General features: G+C 73.2%; 22 protein-coding genes. 11 read left to right on the forward strand and 11 right to left on the reverse strand.

Going from position 1 to position 19,275, the window contains the following annotated elements; all coding sequences use genetic code 11:
- Nucleotides 1-3: 3 nt before the first annotated feature.
- Nucleotides 4-459, reverse strand: a complete 456-nt coding sequence (locus tag OG505_RS31970; RefSeq protein ID WP_405429672.1) for an ATP-binding protein — start codon at nucleotides 457-459, stop codon at nucleotides 4-6.
- Nucleotides 460-570: 111 nt separating this feature from the next.
- On the opposite strand from OG505_RS31970, the gene macS reads away from it, so the two are divergent.
- Both macS and OG505_RS31980 read left to right on the forward strand, forming a co-directional pair.
- Nucleotides 571-1,692 (forward strand): MacS family sensor histidine kinase, encoded by a 1,122-nt coding sequence (gene macS, locus OG505_RS31975; protein WP_405429673.1) that lies wholly within the window; start codon nucleotides 571-573, stop codon nucleotides 1,690-1,692.
- 14 nt (nucleotides 1,693-1,706) lie between these two features.
- Nucleotides 1,707-2,354: a response regulator gene (locus OG505_RS31980; RefSeq protein ID WP_405434840.1), complete on the forward strand. Its 648-nt coding sequence runs from the start codon at nucleotides 1,707-1,709 to the stop codon at nucleotides 2,352-2,354.
- Between the two features lie 5 nt (nucleotides 2,355-2,359).
- On the opposite strand, the gene OG505_RS31985 is transcribed toward OG505_RS31980, so the two are convergent.
- The 3 genes from OG505_RS31985 to OG505_RS31995 form a co-directional block, all read right to left on the reverse strand.
- Complete coding sequence (locus tag OG505_RS31985; protein WP_405429674.1) at nucleotides 2,360-2,932, reverse strand: DUF5709 domain-containing protein; 573 nt, start codon at nucleotides 2,930-2,932, stop codon at nucleotides 2,360-2,362.
- An 88-nt stretch (nucleotides 2,933-3,020) separates the two neighbouring features.
- Nucleotides 3,021-3,827, reverse strand: a complete 807-nt coding sequence (locus OG505_RS31990) for an ATP-binding protein (protein WP_405429675.1) — start codon at nucleotides 3,825-3,827, stop codon at nucleotides 3,021-3,023.
- Entirely contained in the window at nucleotides 3,827-4,822 is a 996-nt protein-coding gene (locus OG505_RS31995) for an SDR family oxidoreductase (RefSeq protein WP_405429677.1), read from the reverse strand. Before OG505_RS31995 ends, OG505_RS31990 begins: the two co-directional genes overlap by 1 nt.
- Nucleotides 4,823-5,051: 229 nt before the next feature.
- On the opposite strand from OG505_RS31995, the gene OG505_RS32000 reads away from it, so the two are divergent.
- Nucleotides 5,052-6,251 (forward strand): glycosyltransferase, encoded by a 1,200-nt coding sequence (locus tag OG505_RS32000; protein ID WP_405429679.1) that lies wholly within the window; start codon nucleotides 5,052-5,054, stop codon nucleotides 6,249-6,251.
- Between the two features lie 28 nt (nucleotides 6,252-6,279).
- Here the strand turns inward: OG505_RS32000 and OG505_RS32005 are convergent, their stop codons facing one another.
- The 4 genes from OG505_RS32005 to aroA form a co-directional block, all read right to left on the reverse strand.
- Entirely contained in the window at nucleotides 6,280-7,134 is an 855-nt protein-coding gene (locus OG505_RS32005; protein ID WP_405434842.1) for a hypothetical protein, read from the reverse strand.
- Nucleotides 7,135-7,193: 59 nt separating this feature from the next.
- Nucleotides 7,194-8,012 carry a histidinol-phosphatase gene (gene hisN, locus OG505_RS32010; RefSeq protein WP_405429681.1) on the reverse strand — a complete coding sequence of 273 codons (819 nt, stop codon included), beginning with the start codon at nucleotides 8,010-8,012 and terminating at the stop codon, nucleotides 7,194-7,196.
- 28 nt (nucleotides 8,013-8,040) lie between these two features.
- A complete protein-coding gene (rsgA, locus tag OG505_RS32015) occupies nucleotides 8,041-9,051 on the reverse strand; it encodes a ribosome small subunit-dependent GTPase A (RefSeq protein WP_405429683.1) in 1,011 nt (336 codons plus the stop codon).
- Nucleotides 9,052-9,172: 121 nt separating this feature from the next.
- Nucleotides 9,173-10,474: a 3-phosphoshikimate 1-carboxyvinyltransferase gene (gene aroA / locus OG505_RS32020; RefSeq protein ID WP_405429685.1), complete on the reverse strand. Its 1,302-nt coding sequence runs from the start codon at nucleotides 10,472-10,474 to the stop codon at nucleotides 9,173-9,175.
- 102 nt (nucleotides 10,475-10,576) lie between these two features.
- Here aroA and OG505_RS32025 point away from each other — a divergent pair, with 102 nt between their 5' ends.
- From OG505_RS32025 to rsrA, 5 genes are all read left to right on the forward strand, one after another.
- On the forward strand, nucleotides 10,577-11,287 hold the full coding sequence (locus OG505_RS32025) for an SOS response-associated peptidase (protein WP_405429687.1): 711 nt from the start codon (nucleotides 10,577-10,579) through the stop codon (nucleotides 11,285-11,287).
- 197 nt (nucleotides 11,288-11,484) lie between these two features.
- Complete coding sequence (locus tag OG505_RS32030) at nucleotides 11,485-11,877, forward strand: WhiB family transcriptional regulator (RefSeq protein ID WP_007464737.1); 393 nt, start codon at nucleotides 11,485-11,487, stop codon at nucleotides 11,875-11,877.
- 53 nt (nucleotides 11,878-11,930) lie between these two features.
- A complete protein-coding gene (locus tag OG505_RS32035) occupies nucleotides 11,931-12,548 on the forward strand; it encodes an alpha/beta family hydrolase (RefSeq protein WP_405429689.1) in 618 nt (205 codons plus the stop codon).
- A 216-nt stretch (nucleotides 12,549-12,764) separates the two neighbouring features.
- Nucleotides 12,765-13,592, forward strand: coding sequence for a sigma-70 family RNA polymerase sigma factor (locus tag OG505_RS32040; RefSeq protein ID WP_308195397.1), 828 nt, complete (start codon nucleotides 12,765-12,767; stop codon nucleotides 13,590-13,592).
- A gap of 1 nt (nucleotide 13,593) precedes the next feature.
- Nucleotides 13,594-13,881: a mycothiol system anti-sigma-R factor gene (gene rsrA, locus OG505_RS32045; protein ID WP_405429691.1), complete on the forward strand. Its 288-nt coding sequence runs from the start codon at nucleotides 13,594-13,596 to the stop codon at nucleotides 13,879-13,881.
- Nucleotides 13,882-14,005: 124 nt separating this feature from the next.
- Here rsrA and OG505_RS32050 read toward each other — a convergent pair whose 3' ends face one another.
- Entirely contained in the window at nucleotides 14,006-14,080 is a 75-nt protein-coding gene (locus tag OG505_RS32050; RefSeq protein WP_369814844.1) for a 50S ribosomal protein bL37, read from the reverse strand.
- A gap of 223 nt (nucleotides 14,081-14,303) precedes the next feature.
- Here OG505_RS32050 and OG505_RS32055 point away from each other — a divergent pair, with 223 nt between their 5' ends.
- Entirely contained in the window at nucleotides 14,304-14,525 is a 222-nt protein-coding gene (locus OG505_RS32055; RefSeq protein WP_007464729.1) for a biotin/lipoyl-binding carrier protein, read from the forward strand.
- Nucleotides 14,522-15,031 (forward strand): GNAT family N-acetyltransferase, encoded by a 510-nt coding sequence (locus tag OG505_RS32060; RefSeq protein WP_405429693.1) that lies wholly within the window; start codon nucleotides 14,522-14,524, stop codon nucleotides 15,029-15,031. Before OG505_RS32055 ends, OG505_RS32060 begins: the two co-directional genes overlap by 4 nt.
- Before the next feature lie 10 nt (nucleotides 15,032-15,041).
- Here OG505_RS32060 and OG505_RS32065 read toward each other — a convergent pair whose 3' ends face one another.
- Nucleotides 15,042-15,644, reverse strand: a complete 603-nt coding sequence (locus OG505_RS32065) for a TetR/AcrR family transcriptional regulator (protein WP_405429695.1) — start codon at nucleotides 15,642-15,644, stop codon at nucleotides 15,042-15,044.
- Nucleotides 15,645-15,756: 112 nt separating this feature from the next.
- Between OG505_RS32065 and OG505_RS32070 the strand changes: the two genes are divergently transcribed.
- A complete protein-coding gene (locus OG505_RS32070; RefSeq protein WP_405429697.1) occupies nucleotides 15,757-17,337 on the forward strand; it encodes an MDR family MFS transporter in 1,581 nt (526 codons plus the stop codon).
- Between the two features lie 59 nt (nucleotides 17,338-17,396).
- On the opposite strand, the gene OG505_RS32075 is transcribed toward OG505_RS32070, so the two are convergent.
- Nucleotides 17,397-19,226 (reverse strand): tetratricopeptide repeat protein, encoded by a 1,830-nt coding sequence (locus OG505_RS32075; protein WP_405429699.1) that lies wholly within the window; start codon nucleotides 19,224-19,226, stop codon nucleotides 17,397-17,399.
- Nucleotides 19,227-19,275: the final 49 nt, after the last annotated feature.

Here is a 19,275-nt window from a genome sequence, read left to right on the forward strand (position 1 = left end):
GTCTCAGCGCTGGGTGCGGTCGGTGGCGGCGAGGGTGGCGGTGATGCGGACGGTCGTGCCGGCGGCGCTGGTGGCGATCTCCATGGCGTCGGTCAGCTCCCGGGCCAGCCAGAGACCCCACCCGCCGGCGGTGTCCGGGGCGGGACGGCTCCGGTCGCCCAGCCGCTGCGGGGTGATGCCCTGCCCGTGGTCGGCCACCTCGCAGAACAGCGCGTCGGGCTCCCGCCAGAGCCGCAGCCACCCGCGTCCGCCACCGTGCCGCACCGCGTTGGTGATCAACTCGTTGACCGCCAGCACGAAGTCGTCCAGCCGTTGGCCGTCGAGGCCGGAGGCATGCGCGCAGGAGGTGACCGAGTGTCGAATCTCGGTCACCTGGGCCTGCTCGAAGGCCTCGGCGATCAGGAGGGAGGGTTCGATGGGCACAACCGTACGCGGTGCGTGCGGATCTGCATTCGTCATGGCCCGTCCTGACGGCGGATCTCGGAGTATTTCGCGGCTTTTCCACCGTACGTCAGGGTTCCTCGGGGCGCACTCCGTGGGGCCCCGCGCCGCTGTGGCATCCTGACCGCCATGCCGTCGCCGCCGGGTGGTTTCGAGGTGCCGCTCTGGCGGGCGCTCACGGTGTTCCGGGTCACCTCCCTCGGGTACGTCTGCGCGCTCGCCGTACGCGACGCCGACCGGTACGAGCACCCGTTCGCCGTCGGCGCCCTGATCCTGGCGATGATCCTCTGGACCGGGGCGACCGCCGTCGGGTACGCCCGGCCCGCCTGGCGACGCTGGCCGCTGCTGCTGGCCGACCTCGGGGTGGTGGTCGCCATCGTGCTGTCCACCCCCTGGGTGATCGGCCGGGAGGCGCTCGCCCACGGCGTACCCACCCTGGGGGTCGCCTGGATGGCCGGCCCGGTGCTGGCCTGGGCCGTCTCCGGCGGCCGGCGGCGGGGCACGGTGGCCGCGCTGCTGGTCGCCGGCGCGGACCTGGCCACCCGGGAACGGATCGGCCAGTCGTCGTTCACCGGGGTGATCCTGCTGCTGCTCGCCGGAGTGGTGGTCGGCCACGTCGCCCGGCTCGCCGTGGCGGCCGAGGAACGCCTGCAACACGCGGTGGAGTTGGAGGCGGCCACCCGGGAGCGGGAACGACTGGCCCGCGACATCCACGACTCGGTGCTCCAGGTGCTGGCGCTGGTGCAGCGGCGCGGCGCGCACCTGCCCGGCGAGGCCGGCGAACTGGCCCGGCTCGCCGGTGAGCAGGAGGCCGCGCTGCGGGCACTGATCGCGGGCGCCGCACCGGCCGACGCCGGAGCGCAAACGGTGGACCTGCGCGGCCTGCTCGGCCGGTACGCCTCGGCGGCGGTGTCGCTCTCGGCCCCCGCCACCCCGGTGACCCTGCCCCGGCAGGTGGCCGGCGAGGTGGCGGCCGCGGCCGGGGCGGCCCTGGACAACGTGAGCCGCCACGCCGGTGGGCGGGCCTGGGTGTTGATCGAGGACGAGGGGGAGACCGTGACCGTGTCGATCCGTGACGAGGGGCCGGGCATCCCGGCCGGCCGGCTGGTCGAGGCCGCCGCGCAGGGACGGCTCGGCGTGGCCCAGTCGATCCGTGGCCGGGTGACCGACCTCGGGGGTACGGTCCGGATCATGTCGACCCCCGACGCGGGCACCGAGATCGAGCTGATCGTGCCGAGGAGGCAGCGGTGACGGCCGTGCGGGTGATGGTGGTCGACGACCATCCGATGTGGCGCGAGGGCGTGGCCCGCGACCTGACCGAGGCTGGCTTCCTGGTGGTGGCGACCAGCGGCGAGGGGCGACAGGCGATCCGGGTCGCCGCTGCGGCCCGCCCCGACGTGGTGGTCCTCGACCTGCAACTACCGGACATCTCCGGGGTCGACGTGGTCGTCGGGCTGCGCGCGGCGCTGCCCGAGGTCCGGGTGCTGATGCTCAGCGCCAGCGGCGAGGAGCAGAGCGTGCTCGACGCGGTGAAGGCGGGCGCCACCGGCTACCTGGTGAAGTCGACGGCGCCCGCGGCGTTCCTCGACGCGGTCCGCCGCACCGCCGTCGGTGACCCGGTCTTCACGCCCGGCCTGGCAGGGTTGGTGCTGGGGGAGTACCGGCGGATGGCCGCCGGGCCGGGACAGGGCGCGACCGGGGACGCGGCACCGGGAACGCCCCGCCTCACCGACCGGGAGACCGAGGTGCTGCGCCTGGTGGCCAAGGGAATGTCGTACAAGCAGATCGCGCAGCGGCTCGGCCTGTCCCACCGCACGGTGCAGAACCACGTCCAGAACACGCTGGGCAAGCTGCAACTGCACAACCGGGTCGAGTTGACCCGTTACGCGATCGAGCGTGGCCTGGACGACTGATCGGCTCAGACCGAGCGCGGCGGCTCGGTCTCGTGGATGGCCAGCTCCTCCGCGGTCGCCCCGCCGCCCGCCGACCCGGCGTCGTACGCCACGGAGTCGGTCTCCTGGTCGGTGTGCGCCCCCTCGTCCGGTTCCACGAGCCGGCCCACGGTGGCGTCGGCGACCGTGCCGAGCTGGCCGTGGTCATAGAGGGAGACCGGCGAGTTGGGATCCGACGTCGGCCCCGGGTCCATCACGTCGGCGTCCAGCTGGGCCTCCGCCGCCGCGGCCTCGTTCTCCGCCTCGAAGGCGATCTTCGGGTCGACCGGGCCGGCCAGGGGGTCGTCCACCGGGCGTTCGTAGACCTCCCGATCGAGCTTGTAGTCCAACGACTCCCCGTCCAGTTGCTCCTCGGCGGTCGTCCCGAAGCGGTCCACCGCCACCGGCGTCCGGTCGCCGGGTAGCTGGGCCGGCTCCGGGCCGTCCGCCTCGCGCCCGGTGAGCACGTCGTCGTTGGCGGTCGAGTCGTCATCGGCGGTGTCGGGCAGCCCCTCCGCCTCGGTGTCGGACACGGGGGTCGGGTACTCGTTGTCGCGCATGTCTGATCACTACCCGCTGCCCTCCCGCCGTAACCGGAGCACCGCCGGACATGCGGCGGCGAACCGGACACCGGGTGCGGCAAGCCCGTCAGCCGTCCGCTGCCTCGTCGTCCGGGTGCAGCACGCACCAGACGACCTTGCCGTCCGGCACCATGCTGGTGCCCCACCGGCGGGCAACGGTGTCGATCAGCAGCAGACCCCGGCCGCCCACTCTGTTCGGCGGGGACAGACCTTCGAACGTGGGCCGGCGCGACGAGTGGTCCCGAACCGCCAGGTGCAGGGTGTCGCCCTGCGGTGCCAACCGGACACTCATCGGGGTCCGCGCATGCGTGACCACGTTGTTGACCATCTCGGTGACCACGATCTGGGCCGGCTCGGTCAGGGCCGGCATGCCCCAGCGCGTACAACCGGTGGCGACCAGTTCGCGGGCCTGCCGGGCGGACTCCGCGGCCGGTGGCAGCTCGGCGGTCAGCACCGCCGCCAGCGGGGCCGCGGCGACCGCGGCCAGTGCGGCGGCGAGGGTGGGCCAGGCCGGCACACCCGCCAGGACGGCGTCGGGGCGACCGGGCCCGGTTACCGCCGGGTCGCACAGCAGCAGGTCCGCGGCCGGCCAGTCGGCGATCTCCCGGCGGACCTCGGCGAAGACGCTCCGCCCGGCCGGGTCGGTGACCCGCAGCCCGGTCACGTCGGCGACCACCGGGCCGGGCCGGTCGCTGAGCCGTGCGAGCAACGCGTCGTGAACCCGGGGCGCCCCGGCGGTGTCGAGCACCCCGCTCAACCGGATGACCGGGGACGACTCGTCGACCTCCACCCGACAGCGCTCGTCCACTCCGATGGTCGCCTCGGGGTGCGGCCCGCGGACGAACGGCGCTTGCGGTCGGTCGACGCCGGTCATCAGCGAACCGTTCGGGATCGGCGGTTCATGGCCATCGTGCCGACAGCGGTGCCGGCCGCGGCGAGACCGAACGCGGCGGTCATCCGCACCAGCTGACGCCGCCGACCGTGCCAGCCACCGCTGCGGCTGGCCTGCCCGCCGGCGTGGAACACGTTTCCGGTGTTGTCCAGCCGGGCGCCCGGGCCGAACTGGGTGCGGTGGACGTACCAGCCGAGGGTGCGCTCGACCAGAGCCGGCGCCAGCCGCCACTGCAGGCCGAGCAGCCGCGCGGCGCCACCGGCGTACGCCTCGCGGCGCGGCCGGCGCAGCAACCGCACGATCGTCTCGGCGACCACCTCCGGCGGGTAGATCGGCGGGGGTGGCACCAGCTCGCGACCGCTGTGGTTGGCCGCGTGCCGGAAGAACGGGGTGTCGATGGTGGCCGGCAGCACGGTGCAGACGGAGATCTGCCCCCGACCGGTCACCCGCAGCTCCTGCCGGACGGTGTCGGCCAGTCCACGGATGCCGTGCTTCGCGGCGTTGTACGCCGACTGGTACGGCATCGCCACCTCGGCCAGCACCGACGCGTTGTTGACCAGCACGCCGCCGCCGGCCGCTCCGAGGTACGGCAGCGCGGCCTTGATGCCGTGCACCGTGCCCAGCAGGTTGACCTCCAGCACGCGCCGGAACTCGGCGACGGGGATCTCGTCGAACAGGCCCACCGCGCTCACCGCGGCGTTGTTCACCCAGGCGTCGATGCGGCCGAATTCGCCCACCGCTCGGTCGGCCAGCCGCTGCACCGACTCCAGATCGGTCACGTCCGTCGGGACGGCCACCGCGCGGCCGCCCAGCTCCCGGCAGCGCTGCGCGACCTGTCGCAGCGCGGGCTCGCTGCGGGCGGCGAGCACCACGGCGGCGCCCCGGCGGGCCAGCGCGTACGCCGTGGCCATGCCGATCCCGCTGGACGCGCCGGTGATCACCACGGTCGAATCGTCGAGGGTGCGGGTCAGCGGCATTCTCCAGCGGTACCCCGGGTCGGGCCCGGTCATACCAGCGACCGCCCGACGATCATTGACGATCCGCCCGGTACGCCGTCGAAGCGGGGCTGATGTGGTTGCTGTGGCGCAAGTGTCGGTGGCACTCGCGGTGACTGTTCCCGATCTGCCAGGTTTCGGCTCGGGGCTGTGAGGTTAATGGGACGCTCTGACCGGGACCGCCGAGGAAAAGATCGCAGGGAGGTGACCCATGCGCGTCGGCCTCGTCTGCGCGCACACCAGCTCGTACCGGCATGCCGACGGCCCGCCGGTCGGCACCCAACAACACATCGCGCGGGTCGCCGCCGAACTGGCCGGTAGAGGCCACGACGTCCGCATCTACGAGCGCCGGGACGACCCTGACCTGCCGGCGACGGTGGATGTCGGCGGCTACCGGGTGCTGCGGGTGCCCGTCGGCCCGGCGACCGCCCTGCCCACCGCCGGTCTGATCCCGCACGTCACCGAGTTCGGGCGCTGGCTGACCGACGAGTGGGGCGGCGCCTGGCGCCCCGAGGTGGTGCACGGGCACTACTGGATCGGCGGCTTGGCCGCCGCGCACGCCGTCCGGGAGACCGACATCCCGGTCGTGCAGACCTTCCACTCGCTCGGTGTGGAGCAGCTGCGCCACCTGGGCGGTGAGTACGACGGCCCGGGGGAACGGATCCCGCTGGAGCGGGCGCTGACCCGGGCGGTGGACATCGCCGTCGCCCAGTGCAACGACGAGGTGGACGAGCTGACCCGGATGGGCCTGCAACGTACCTCCGTGGCGATGGTGCCGGCCGGGGTGGACACCGCGCAGTTCCACCCGGACGGCGAGGCGGCCCCGCGCGAACAGCGGGCCCGGATCCTCTCCGTCGGCGGACTGTCGCCTGGGCACGGCCAGGACGACCTGATCCGGGCGATGCGGCTGGTCGGCGACGCCGAACTGGTGATCGCCGGTGGCCCACCGGCCGGCCAACTGGCCAACCACGCGGAGGCGCGTCGCCTGCGCGAGCTGGCCGAACGGGCCGGGGTGGCCGAGCAGGTGCGCCTGGTCGGGGCGGTGCCGCACGACCAGATGGCCACCTGGTACAGGTCGGCCGACGTGGTGGCCTGCACGCCGCACTACTCCTCGGCGGGACGGGTCTCCCTGGAGGCCATGGCCTGCGGGGTGCCGGTGGTCGGTTACGCGATGGGTGGCCTGGCGGACGCGGTGGTCGACGAGGTCACCGGCCGTCTGGTGCCCCCCGGTGACGTACGCACGCTCGGGGTCTCCCTGCGCCGGTTGCTCGCCGACAACGCCGGCCGGTTCGCCTACGGTCACGCCGCCGTGGACCGGGTCCGCAGCAGCTACACCTGGGAACGGACCGCCGGCGCCCTGGAGCGCCTCTACGAGCGGGTGGTGAGCCGCCGCAAGCCCGTCGAGGCGTGAGCGGGACGCCGCCGGATGCGCGGGTCGGTCAGACGGGCCGGCCCGCGCCGACCATGGCCCGGTCGTGGCGGTGCGCCACCGAGCGGTGCTGCTGCGGCTGCGCGTAGCGGGTCAGGCCGATCACGGCGGTCAGGGTGACCAGGAAACCGGTGGCGGCCAGCCACTCCCGACCCGGCCAGATCTTGTCGTTGAGCAGCAGCAGGCCGACGATCGCCGCCGGCACCGCTCCGGCGGCGTCCATGGCGGCGACCGCCGCGGTCGTCGAGCCGCGCTGCATGGCCAGGCCGAGCAGCAGTTGGCCGACGATCGAGTGGGCGATCAGCAGGTAGAACAGTGGGTTGGCGAGGAACGCCTCGGCCGACGGCGCGGAGGCCAGCGGCCGGGCCGCGACTGCCGCCGAGGAGAACGCCAGCCCGGCCAGCGAGCCCAGCGCCACCGACCCCGGCGCCCCGTGCAGTCGGACGGCGAAGACACCGAGCACCGCGATGACCCCGAGCGCCGCCAGCAGGGCCACCGAGCCGGCGGTGCCGAGCTGCTTCGACGGCGCCGGCCGCGCGGCCAGCACCAGCGCGGTGATCCCGGCGAAGAGCAGGGCCAGCAGGGCCACCTCCGCCACCGGCATCCGCCACTTCAGCACCAGCACGCCGATGATGGCGGTCACCCCGAGCCCGGCCGCCACGCTCGCCTGCACCAGGAACAGGGGCAGGTCCCGCCGGGCCAGGAAAGCGAGCACGAACCCGCCGATCTGACAGCTCAGCCCCACCAGGTACGTCCGGTGCCCGGCCAGGCGCAGCAGCAGACCCGGATCGAAGGTGTGGTGCACGGTGGTGCGCGCCGCGGCCACCGACTGGAGCAGGTTGGCGAAGCCGTACGCGACGATCATCGCCGCGAGGAAGCACCAGCCGGAGGAGACCACCTGGCGAGGATAGAGGTTGCCGGGGGTCAGCGCTCGACTGGTCGATCCAGCCGGGCGAGGATGTCGGCGTGCAGCACACCGTTGGTGGCCACCACGCTGCTCTCGGTGCCCGGCTCGCCGGTCGGGGACGGTCGACCGCCCAGATCCGTGACCGTCCCACCCGCCTCCGTGATGATCGGTACCAGCGCCGCCACGTCCCACAGCGACAACTCCGGCTCGGCCATCACGTCCAGTGCGCCCTCGGCCAACAGCATGTAGCCGTAGAAGTCGCCGTACGCCCGGCTGCGCCAACCGGCCCGCAGCAGATCGAGCATCGCGTCGAGTCGCCCGGCGTCCTCCCACCCGGTCAGCGACGAGTAGCAGACGCTCGCGTCGGCGACCGTGCGCACCGCCGAGACCCCGATCCGGTCGCCGGCGGCCGGGCCCGGCCCGGCGTACGCGCCCGCGCCGGCGCTCGCCCACCAGCGTCGGCCCAACGCCGGCGCCGAGACCACGCCGACGGCCGGCCGGTCGCCGTCGTACAGTGCGATCAGGCTGGCCCAGATCGGCACGCCACGGACGAAGTTCTTGGTGCCGTCGATCGGGTCGACGATCCACCGCCGGCCGTTCGGAGCGGTGGACGGCTCGGCGCCGTACTCCTCGCCGAGCAGCCCGTCGGCGGGCCGGTGCTCGGCCAGCAGCGCGCGGATCTCCCGTTCCACGGCCGTGTCCGCGTCGGAGACCGGGGTCAGGTCGGGCTTCGTCTCCACCCGCAGGTCGAGCGCCCGGAACCGGGCCATGGCGATGGCGTCGGCCCGGTCGGCGAGCAGGTGGGCGAGGACGAGGTCGTCGGCGTACCCGGTCATACCGGCAACCTAGCCGACGCCTGGCGGGTCACTCGTCGGGCCCGCGCCGGTCACCCTCGCCGGGCCCGCGCTGGTCGCTGTCGCCGCGCGCGTCGCCCTCGCCGGCACGCGAGGCGAGCAGCCGGCGGTACGACGCCAGCCGGCGCGGGTCGGCCTTGCCGGCGGCCACCCAGGCGTCCAGCGCGCAGTCGGTCTCGTCCGCCGTGTGCTGGCAGTTGGGCGGGCAGTCGACGGTGCCCTCGACCAGGTCCGGGAAGCCGTGCAGCAGGCTGTCGGCGGAGACGTGCGCCAGCCCGAAACTGCGGATACCGGGGGTGTCGATGATCCAGCCCGGGTCGGTGTCGACACCCGGCACCGGTGGCAGTCGCAGTGCCACGGCGCTGGTCGAGGTGTGCCGGCCCCGGCCGATCGCGCTGACCACGCCGACCGCGCGCAGCGCGTCCGGGACGAGGCGGTTGACCAGCGTCGACTTGCCCACCCCGGAGTGCCCGACGAGGACCGACACCTTGCCGCTCAGCAGCGCGCGGAGCGCGGCGAGGTCGGAGTCGGGGCGGTTGAGCACGTACGGCAGCTCCAGCTCGGTGTAGTAGCCGAGCACCTCCTCTGGCCCGGCCAGGTCGGCCTTGGTGAGGCAGAGCAGCGGCTCGACGTCCGCGTCGTACGCGGCCACCAGGCAGCGGTCGATGAACCCGGTCCGCGGCGGCGGGTCGGCCAGGGCGCTGACGATCACCAACTGGTCGGCGTTCGCCACCACCACCCGTTCCAGCCGACCTTCGGCGGTGGTCTCGTCGTCGTCGGCGGTGCGGCGCAGCACCGAGCGGCGTTCGGCGATCCGGACGATCCGGGCGAGAGCGCCCTGGGCGCCGGAGGTGTCGCCGACCAGGCTGACCCGGTCGCCGACCACCACCGACTTGCGGCCCAGCTCGCGGGCCCGCATGGCGGTGACGGTGGGCAGCTCCGCGCCGACCACGCCGCGTTCGGCCCCGGCCAGCACGCACTGGTAGCGCCCCCGGTCCACGGCGATGACGAAGCCGTCCACCGCGTCGGCGTGCTGCGGGCGGGTGCGCGTACGCGGGCGCGACGACTTTCCGGGTCGGACCCGTACGTCGTCCTCGTCGTACTCCCGCCGTCTGGTCGCCAGGACCTGTCCTCTTCTCGCGTCAGCTCTTGCCGGTCACCATCGCTGACCATAGTGCCGGGAACTCGGGCATGGTCTTGGAGGTACACCCCACGTCGTCCACCTCGATGCCGGGGACGGCGAGCCCGGCCACCGCGGCGGCGTGGGCCATCCGGTGGTCGTGGTAGGTGCGGAAGACCCCACCGCGCAGCGGGCGCGGCCGGATCTCCAACCCGTCCGGCGTCTCGGTGATGTCGGCCCCGAGCCCGCCGAACTCCCGCGCGAGCGCGGCGAGCCGGTCGGTCTCGTGGCCCCGGATGTGCCCGACGCCGGTGAAGACCGACGGCGAGTCGGCAAGCATGGCCAGCGCGGTCAGCACGAGAGTCAGCTCGCCGACGTCGGACAGGTCGGCGGTCAGACCGTGCACCACGCCGGTGCCGCGGACGGTCAGCCCGTTGGTGGAGAGGGTGACCTCGCCGCCCATCCGCTGGAGCAGCGAGCGGAGCTGCTCGATCGGCTGGGAGCTGCTGTGCGGCCAGCCCTGCAGGGTCACCTCGCCGCCGGTGACCAGGGCCGCGGCGAAGAACGGCACCGCGCCGGAGAGGTCCGGCTCGATCTCCCAGCCGCGCCCGGTGAGCGGCCCGGGCTCGACGGCCCAGACGTCGGGGGTGCTGTCGTCGACCGCCGCGCCGGCGGCCCGCAGCATCCGCACCGTCATCCGCAGGTGCGGCGCGGAGGGCACCGGCGCACCGACGTGCCGCACCACGAGGCCCCGGTCGAAGCGCGGCGCGGCCAGCAGCAGACCGGAGACCAACTGGCTGGACGCGGACGCGTCGATCACCACCTCGCCGCCGGTGACCTGCCCCGAGCCGAGCACGGTCAGCGGGAGGCTGCCGGTGCCGGTGACGTCGATCCGGACGCCCAGCGAGCGCAGCGCGTCGACCAGCGGGCCGAGCGGCCGGGTGCGGACGTACGGGTCGCCGTCGAAGGTCACCTGCCCGTCGGTCAGCCCGGCCACCGGCGGCAGGAACCGCATCACGGTGCCGGCCAGCCCCACGTCCACGTGGGCGGGGCCGACCAGCGGGTGCGGCCGGACCAGCCAACGCTCGTCGTCGTTGATCGACACGTGCGTGCCCATCGCGCGCAGGCCGGCGGCCATCAGCTCGGTGTCCCGGGCGCGCAGCGGCTCGGCCAGCGTCGACGGCCCGGCGGCCACGGCGCTGAGCACCAGGGCGCGGGCGGTCATCGACTTGGAGCCGGGCAGGCGCAGTGTCGCTGCCACCGGGTCGGACGCGGTCGGTGCGCTCCACGGCTGCGGCGGCCGGGTCGCGGTCAGATTCCCCACGGTTACATTCTGCCGTGTCGGTCGGTGAGTGACGTCGACCGGCGGTCGTGCTCCCGGTTGGCGGGACAGCAGGCCGGGCCCCCGACGGGTTAGCGTGAGCGCATGTGCGGCAGGTACGCGACGACCCGTGGTTCCGGTGAGTTGAGCGCGCTGTTCGAGTCGACCGACGACACCGACGGCGCGATCCGGCCGGATCACAACGTCGCGCCCACCGATCGCGTGCCGCTGGTCCGGCTCAGCCCGCAGGGGCACCGCAGCCTCTGTGTCGCCCGCTGGGGCTTTCTGCCGCACTGGTCCCGGTCCGCCACGGGCGCGGCCCGGATGATCAACGCGCGGGCCGAGACGGTGGCCACCAGCCGGGCGTACGCCGGGGCGTTCGCCCGCCGCCGCTGCCTGGTGCCGGCCGACGGCTGGTACGAGTGGGTCCGCCAACCCGACGGCGGCCGGCAGGCGTACTTCATGACCCCGGCTGACGGCTCGGTGCTCGCCCTGGCCGGCATCTGGTCGGTCTGGGAGTCCGCGGCCGAGAGCCGGCTCACCTTCAGCGTGCTGACCACCGCGGCGCTCGGCGAGCTGGCCGAGGTGCACGACCGGATGCCGGTGCTGCTGCCACCCGATCAGTGGTCGTCCTGGCTGGGGCCGTGCGACGAGCCTGAACGCCTGCTCGCGCCCGCGTCGCCCGATCGGCTGGCCGGGTTGGAGATCCGCCCGGTCGGGCCGGCGGTGGGCGACGTCCGCAACGACGGCCCGGAGTTGACCGCCCGAGTGTCCGTCCCGCCGCCGCCGGTCCCATCGGAGCTGACTCTGTTCTGAAAATGACAGGCATCGTCGGGCACCGATTTGCCAGGGTTCTGCTCGATTCGTCGCCTGGCCGTTCAGTCATGTTCTCCGTAAGCCCTTGTCCCGGCGTCCGGAAGTGCGATACAACACAGCGCCGGTAGTGGCTGTCGATTCGCACGGGGCGGACGACATCCACCGAACTTGCCGGTCCCACGGGGGAGGTGGGTGGAATGACACGGGCGCGTATGCCCCGCCCGCACGAGGTGGCTGCGGCACGGAGAGATCCGCGGCTGCTGCGGGCCTTGCGAGAACGCCGACAGGACGACGCGTGGCGCACCAGAGGGACGTGCCAGAGCGTCGATCCGGAGACGTTCTTTCCGGCACCGAACGAACCGGCGGACGCCGCCGTCGCGCTGTGCCGCAGTTGTGACGTGCAGGGTTCCTGCCTGGCGTGGGCTCTGGAGGTCGGCGACTGCCACGGCGTGTGGGGCGCGACCACACCTCGCGAGCGGCGGGCGATGCTGGTCGCCTGGCGCGGCGAGGTCGAGCCCGATCCGGACGCGGCCGACGACGCCGGCCCTCCGGTGCGCGATCGCCTGCTCACCCTGGTGCCGCTGAGCTGACCGCCGAGGGCGAACCATCCCGGTGACCGGCGAGGCCGGCGCAGAATGGGTCGGTGCTGCCCAGCGAAGAGATCAACACGCCCCGCGGCCCGGCGCGGATCGACACCGACCTGCCGGCCCGGTCGGCCGCCGCCCTGCTGGTGCTCGGGCACGGGGCGGGCGGCAGCGTGGACGCGCCCGACCTGCTCGCGGTGCGGGACACGGCGGTAGCGGCCGGCCTGGCGGTGATCCGGGTGACCCAGCCCTACCGGGTCGCCGGCCGTCGCGCGCCGGCCCCCGCCGGGCACCTCGACGAGGCGTGGACGGCCGTGCTCGCCGCGCTGCGCGCTCGTTACGACGAGGTGTCCACGTTGCTGGTCGGAGGTCGTTCCAGCGGCGCGCGGGTGGCCTGCCGGACGGCCCGCGCGGTGGGCGCGGCCGGCGTCGTCGCGCTGGCCTTTCCGCTGCACCCACCCGGCCGGCCGGAACGCTCCCGGGCCGCCGAGCTGGCCACCGACCTGCCGACGCTGGTGGTCAACGGCGATCGGGACCCGTTCGGGGTGCCCGCGTCGGGGCCGGGCGTGCAGGTCGTGACCCGGCCGGGCGAGACGCACGACCTACGGCGGGACCCGGCCGGCACCGCCGACGTGGTGCGGGACTGGCTGCGCCGGCACCGCTGGGCGGCCGACTGAACCGTCCGACCGTTTCCGCTGCCGGGCGCGGGTCGTTGCATCCGTTGGTGCCGCCGGCCTGGTTCGGACGGACGGCGCCAGTCCTCCCAGGCCCTTCCTGGTCCCAGCGCCGGCGCCACCGGGGCCGGGACCAGGAACGGGAGAGCCGGGCGGAATGCCTCACCGGTCATCTCGCGTTACTAACCCCGGACGACTTTTCTGCGAGGGGGGTGACCGGTGCCGACCGAGACACGAAGCCTGGAACGGGACGAGCGGGACGCCCGGCAGCTGCAGCGGCTGCTGGATGGTCCGGACTGGCCCGTGACAGCGGGACCGGGCGGGGTGGGTGCGGTGAGCACGGGCACACCAGCCGGAAGTGAATCAGTGGGCAGGTCCGTGCGCGTATCCTCGGCGGGAAAGCATCCGACGCGAGGGGATGTGCGGTTGACCACCGAGAAGACGGACGAGCGCAGGGCCCGGTTCGAGCGGGACGCGATGCCATTCGTCGATCAGCTCTACGCTGCTGGGCTGCGCATGACGCGCAACCCGGCGGATGCCGAAGACCTGGTCCAGGAGACGTACCTGAAGGCGTACGCGGCCTTTCACCAGTTCGAGCAGGGCACGAACCTGAAGGCCTGGCTCTACCGGATCCTGACCAACACCTACATCAACTCCTACCGCAAGCGGCAGCGCCAGCCGATCCAGGCGCCCACGGAGGAGATCACCGACTGGCAGCTCGCCGAGGCCGAGTCGCACACCTCCAGCGGGTTGCGCTCGGCCGAGACCGAAGCTCTGGACCGGCTGCCGGACAGCGACGTGAAGGAGGCCCTCCAGCAGTTGCCGGAGGAGTTCCGCCTGGCCGTCTACCTGACCGACGTCGAAGGCTTCTCCTACAAGGAGGTCGCCGACATCATGGGCACGCCGATTGGCACCGTGATGTCGCGTCTGCACCGCGGCCGTCGTAATCTGCGCAAGCTGCTCGAGCAGTACGCCGCGGAGCGGGGCTTCAGCCCGGCCCGGTCCGCGAAGGGCTCGACCGCTGCCGCTGCCGGCCGGGAGGTGTGACGTGAGCTGTGGAAAGCCGCACGAGACGGACTGCCGCGAGGTGCTCGCGGAGGTCTACCTCTACCTGGATCTCGAGTGCGCCGACGAGCGCCGCGCGCTGATCCGGCACCACCTCGACGAGTGCGGGCCGTGCCTGCGCGAGTACGGTCTCGAACAGGAGGTGCGGGCACTGGTCGCCCGTTGCTGCGGCAACGAGACCGCACCCGATCAGCTGCGCGAGCGGCTGCGGGTCAAGCTCACCGAGCTGGTGGTCTTCGAGACCAGCGACTCCCGTGAGCTGGCCGACTGAGCGTCGGCGTACCGAAACGTGAATCACCGGTGGCCCGGGTCGATCTTCGACCCGGGCCACCGGCGTACCCGGCCTCCGCCGGGTCGGACTGACCGGTGACGGGCGCATCGGCCCGTCGGCGCGTTCAGGAGTTGGGACGCTTGCCGTGGTTCGCGGCGCTCTTCTTGCGGGCCTTCTTCTTGCGGGACTTCTTCGCCATGCTGACCTCCTCGTGATGGGTCGGATCCGTGCTGCGCGCGGCCTCGCGCCGGTGCACCCACCGGCCGCCCGGCGTCGGGTCCGACCCGCTGATGGTAGTGCGCTCGGCACCCGGTGCCTTCCCCCGGGGCCTCGGCGGCCGGTGGGCCGCACCGCTCCGCTCCCGCGCCCCACCCTCGCGTGATTGGATACGTCGGCAGGCACATCGCGAAAAAGGGAGGGCCGTGGACATGGCCGAGGAGATCCGCGCCGAGATGGTGGCGAACGTCTGGAAGGTCGTCGCGTCGGCGGGCGACACCGTGTCCGAGGGCGACACTCTGGTGATCCTCGAGTCGATGAAGATGGAGATCCCGGTCGTCGCCGAGGCCGACGGCGTGGTCCAGCAGCTCGCCGTGCACGAGGGCGACGTCGTGCAGGACGGCGACCTGATCGCGGTGATCGGTTGAGCGGCCTGTTGGTCCGGCTCGCCGACACGGCCGACTTCCCGGCGGTCGCCCGTCTGACCGTGGCCGCGTACGAGGCGGACGGTCAGCTCAAGGGCGAGCACGGGTACGGGGCGGTGCTGGCCGACGTCTCGACCCGGGCGGGCAGTGGCGAGGTGCTGGTAGCGGTGGACGAGGCGACCGGCGCGGTGCTCGGCTCGGTCACCTTCGTGCTGCCGGGCACCCCGTTCGCCGAGCTGTCCGGGCCGGGTGAAGCGGAGTTCCGGATGCTGGCGGTCGACCCGGCCGCCCAGGGGCGGGGTGTGGGCGCGGCGCTGGCCCAGGCGTGCGTCGACCGGGCGGGCGAGTTGGGCTGCAGGGCCGTCGTGATCTGCGTCCGCGCGGGGATGGCCGTGTCGGCCCACCGGCTCTACGAGCGCCTCGGGTTCGTCCGTATGCCGGAGAAGGACTGGTCGCCGGTGGCGGGCGTGGCCCTGCTGGGCCTGCGGCTGGAGCTGCCCCGCACCTGAGACGGGCTCGTCAGCCTCGACCGCTGGTCGAGGCGGCGTTCTCGTCGGGCTCGGCGCCGATCGCGGCCAGCAACTCGTCGGCCACCTCCAGCGCGAGCCGGCGGCGTTCGGCGTCGGTGATGCCCGGCGCCCGCACGGCGAACCAGCTGGTGTGCACGGCGAACAGGGACAGGGTGGCGCGCAGCTGGGCGGCGGGGGAGTCGTCGCCCCGGCAGAGGGCGCTGGCGAGCCGCATCATCCGGCCCCGCATCTGCTGGCCGGAGGAGAGGCTCTTGAGCACGGTCTGGTTCTGCTCGAAGAAGCGCATCACCGACGGCATGTCGCCGCCGAACATCGTGTCGGCGTAGCGGGAGATGAGGGCGCGGCGGGTGGCCAGGGTCGCCGGCTGTGAGTCGGCCCAGGCGGTCAGCGCGTCCATCTGATCCAGCCGATCCTCCACGAAGCTGGCGACGATGTCGTCCTTGCTCTTGAAGTGGTAGTAGAGCGCTGCCTTGGTGACGTTGAGGCGTTCGGCGATCTCCCGCAGCGAGGTCTTCTCGTACCCCTGCTCGGTGAAGAGCTCCAACGCGACGGCCTTGATCCGCTCTCGGGTGCCGCCTGTGCTCTCCCTCACCCACGCCCCCCAATTCACTTGACCGTCAGTTGGTACCCAACTTACCGTGCGGCTAGTAAGGTGACTAGCCGGGCGGCAAGTAAGTAAGGCAATCCTCGGGGGGAGCTTACCCATGACTCAGGCAACCCAGGCCGGCGCACGACCCAACGTACGGGTCGTGCTGTTCGGACTGATGATCGCGATGATGCTCGCGATGCTCGACAACATGATCGTGAGCACCGCGCTGCCGCGGATCACCTTCGAGTTCGGTGGTGCCGGCCACTTCACGTGGATCGTCACGGCGTACATCCTCGGCACGACTGTCTCCACGCCGATCTGGGGCAAGCTCGGCGACCTCTACGGTCGCAAGACGGTCTTCCTGACCTCGGTGGTCATCTTCCTGATCGGATCGGCGCTCTGCGGCATGGCCGGCTCGGCGATGTTCGGCGGTGTCGACAAGGGCATGATCGAGCTGATCGCCTTCCGGGCCGTGCAGGGCCTGGGCGCCGGCGGCCTGATGGTCGGCGTGATGGCGATCATCGGCGACCTGGTTCCGCCGCGTGAGCGCGGGCGTTACCAGGGCATGATCGCCGGCATCATGGCCATCGCCATGGTGGCCGGCCCGCTGGTCGGTGGCTTCATCACCGACAACCTCTCCTGGCGCTGGGCGTTCTACGTGAACCTGCCGCTGGGTGGTGTCGCGCTGCTCGTGCTGATCACCACGATGCACCTGCCGAAGTACCGCACCGAGCACCGGATCGACTGGCTCGGCGCCGGCCTGCTCTCGGTCGGCATCACCGCGATCGTGCTGCTCACCACGTGGGGCGGCAACGAATACGACTGGGTCTCGCCGCAGATCGTCGGCCTGGCCGTGCTGGCGCTGGTCGCGCTGGTGGCGTTCGGCCTGGTGGAGCGCCGGGTGCCGGAGCCGATCCTGCCGCTGGCGCTGTTCGCCAACCGCAACTTCGCGCTGATCTCGGTGATCGGCTTCCTGCTCGGCTTCGCGATGTTCGGCGCGATGAACTTCCTGCCGCTCTACCAGCAGACCGTGCAGGGGGCCTCGGCCACCAACAGTGGCCTGCTGCTGCTGCCGTTGATGTTCGGCATGCTGGTGGTCTCGCTGGTCGTCGGCCGGGCGATCACCAAGAACGGCAAGTACCGGGCGTACCCGATCATCGGCGGCGTGGTGATGACCGGGGGCATGGCGCTGCTCTCCATGCTCGACACCGACACCAGCAAGCTGCAGTCCTCGCTCTACATGGTCGTGCTGGGCGTCGGCATGGGCTTCCTCATGCAGACCTCCATGCTGATCGCGCAGAACAGCGTGGAGCAGAAGGACCTGGGCGCGGCGAGCGGCGCGGCCACCTTCTTCCGGTCGATCGGCGGCTCGTTCGGTGTGTCGCTCTTCGGCGCGATCTTCGCCAACCAACTCGCCGGCTCCGCCGCCGGCAAGGCGTTCAGTGGCGGCGGCGAGGGCGGGATGGACCTGGAGAAGCTCAAGCAGTTGCCCGCCCAGGCGCGTGAGCTGGTCCTCACCGGCCTCTCGGACGCCATCTCCCACGTGTTCCTCTGGGCCGTGCTGTTCACCATCGTGATCCCGGTGCTCGCCTGGTTCATCAAGGAGATCCCGCTGCGCACCGCCAACGAGGCGCCGCCGCAGGCCACCCCGGAGGAGGAGGCCGAGGTCGCCCTCGGCAAGGCCCCGGTCGCCTGAGCCCACCCCGGCAACTTGCGCGCCGCGTCGTCCCCGATGGGGAGGGCGCGGCGCGCGGGTCAGGAGCGGCGGGTCAGCCGTTGCCAGAGGCGGCGCAGCGGGTTGCGGGGGCGGGGGAGCCGGGCGGCCCGCTCGCCGATCATCCGGGTGGCCAGTGCCGTGCTGGCCGGGTCCAGGGCGGGGGCGGCCAGCGCGAGGTGGGCCAGCGAGACCGCGATCGGCACCGGTCGGGCCTGGGCCACCGTCGCCGCGTCGGCCAACCGCTCCGCCACCACGCGGGCCACGTCCGGCCGCACCGCCGGGTCCACCCAGGCCGCGGTGATCAGGGCGAACAGCGCCGCCTCGGTGACCCAGTCCTCCACACCCCAGACCAGGTCCACCAGCACCCGGCGTCGGGTCGAGTCCGCCCAGGGCTCGTCGGTGCGCTGGTGCAGCAGCCCCAGACAGGCCCAGACCTGCACCCCGCGGACCCAGATCGACGGATCCTGGGCGGCCAGCAGTCGTCCCAGCCCGCTCGCCGGCGCCGCGGGCGGATGCACCAGCAGCCCGAGCAGGTCGTCGACGTCGAGCCCGGCCAGGCCCACTGCCGCGTCGTAGGCCGCCGGTGGGTGCGGCCACGCCGGGTGGGTCACCTGTCCGATCCGTTCGACCGCCGCCGCCGAGGGCGCCGGCAGCGCCGGCGTCGGCACGTTCTCCGCGAAGTGCCACAGCCGCTGCGCGGACGGGCGTCGGGGCTCGCGTGGGTCCGGCTCCGCGACGCCGGCGACCTCGATCCGCAGTCCGGGCGCCACCGCCGTCGCCGTCCGCAGGGCGCTCGGTGGAGCTGCTGCCGCCAGGCGTACGGCGCCACCGATGCCGTTGTCGTCGTCGGCGACCGCCTGGCGGAGCGCGTCGACCAGGGGGCCGCCGGCCGGCGTCAGTTGCCCGAGCCAGGGCCGGCCCCGGCAGCACTGGGCCAGATCGCCGTGCTCGTGGCTGTCGTCCGGGTGGTCACGGATGAAGTCGGCGAGCGCGACCAGGTGGGACAGGTCGCCGTCGCGCAGGTGCCGCAGTCGGTGGGCGGTGTGCACCGCGCAGTCGAACGACGGGTCCCGGGCCAGCGCCCGCTCGGTCCACTCCAACGCCTCGTCGAGCCGGCCGATCTCGGCCAGGGTGCCGGCGATGTCGGCGTAGATGGCCAGGTCGTCGGGGTCCAGGTCGACCGCCCGGTAGAGCGCCGCGAGGGCGTCACGGGTCCGACCCGCGCTGCGGTACGCGTACCCGAGCCAGACCTCGCCCATCTTCGACGGCTGGCACCGTACGCCTCGGCTGGCCCAGCGGATCGCCAGCGCGACCTCGCCGAGCCGCCGGGCCAGCGCGGACGCCGCGCCCAGCAGGAGACCGTGCTCGGGGTGCACGGTGGCGGCGTTGCGGGCCAGCGTGAGGTACGGCGTGAGGGCGTTCCGGCCGGCCCGTGGCACCGGGTCGGTCAGCGCCGCGCAGACCTGCATGAGGACGCGGGCGATGTGGTCCGGTTCCAGCCGTTCGGCCAGTTCGGAGGCGGTCACCCACGGCACGCCCGCCCATTGGGTGCCGGGGGCGTGACCGGTCGCCGCGGCCAGCAGCTCCAACCCTTCGGCGGGGCGGCCGGCGGCGGCCAGCAGGTGGGCGCGGGCGACGACCGCGCCCACGAAGGTGTGGTGGTTGATCGGGAAGAGGTCGAGCCCTCCTCCGTCGGCCGCGGCGAGGCGGGCCAGCGTCTCGTGCACCTCGGGCAGGGTGGGCGCCCGCGCCAGCGCGCCGGCGAGGTGGCCGGCGGCGTGGTGGAGGTCGCCCTCGTCCAGTGCCAGCCGGGCCAGGGCCAGCTCCTCCGTCGCGGAGAGCGCGGGCTCGTCCCTTCCCTCTGGCACGGTGTCCTCTCGTCGCAGCTGCAGACAGCGGGGCCAGCGTAGTTGATAT

The organism is Micromonospora sp. NBC_00617 (genome assembly GCF_045161355.1).
In the GTDB taxonomy this organism is placed as follows: Bacteria; Actinomycetota; Actinomycetes; order Mycobacteriales; family Micromonosporaceae; genus Micromonospora.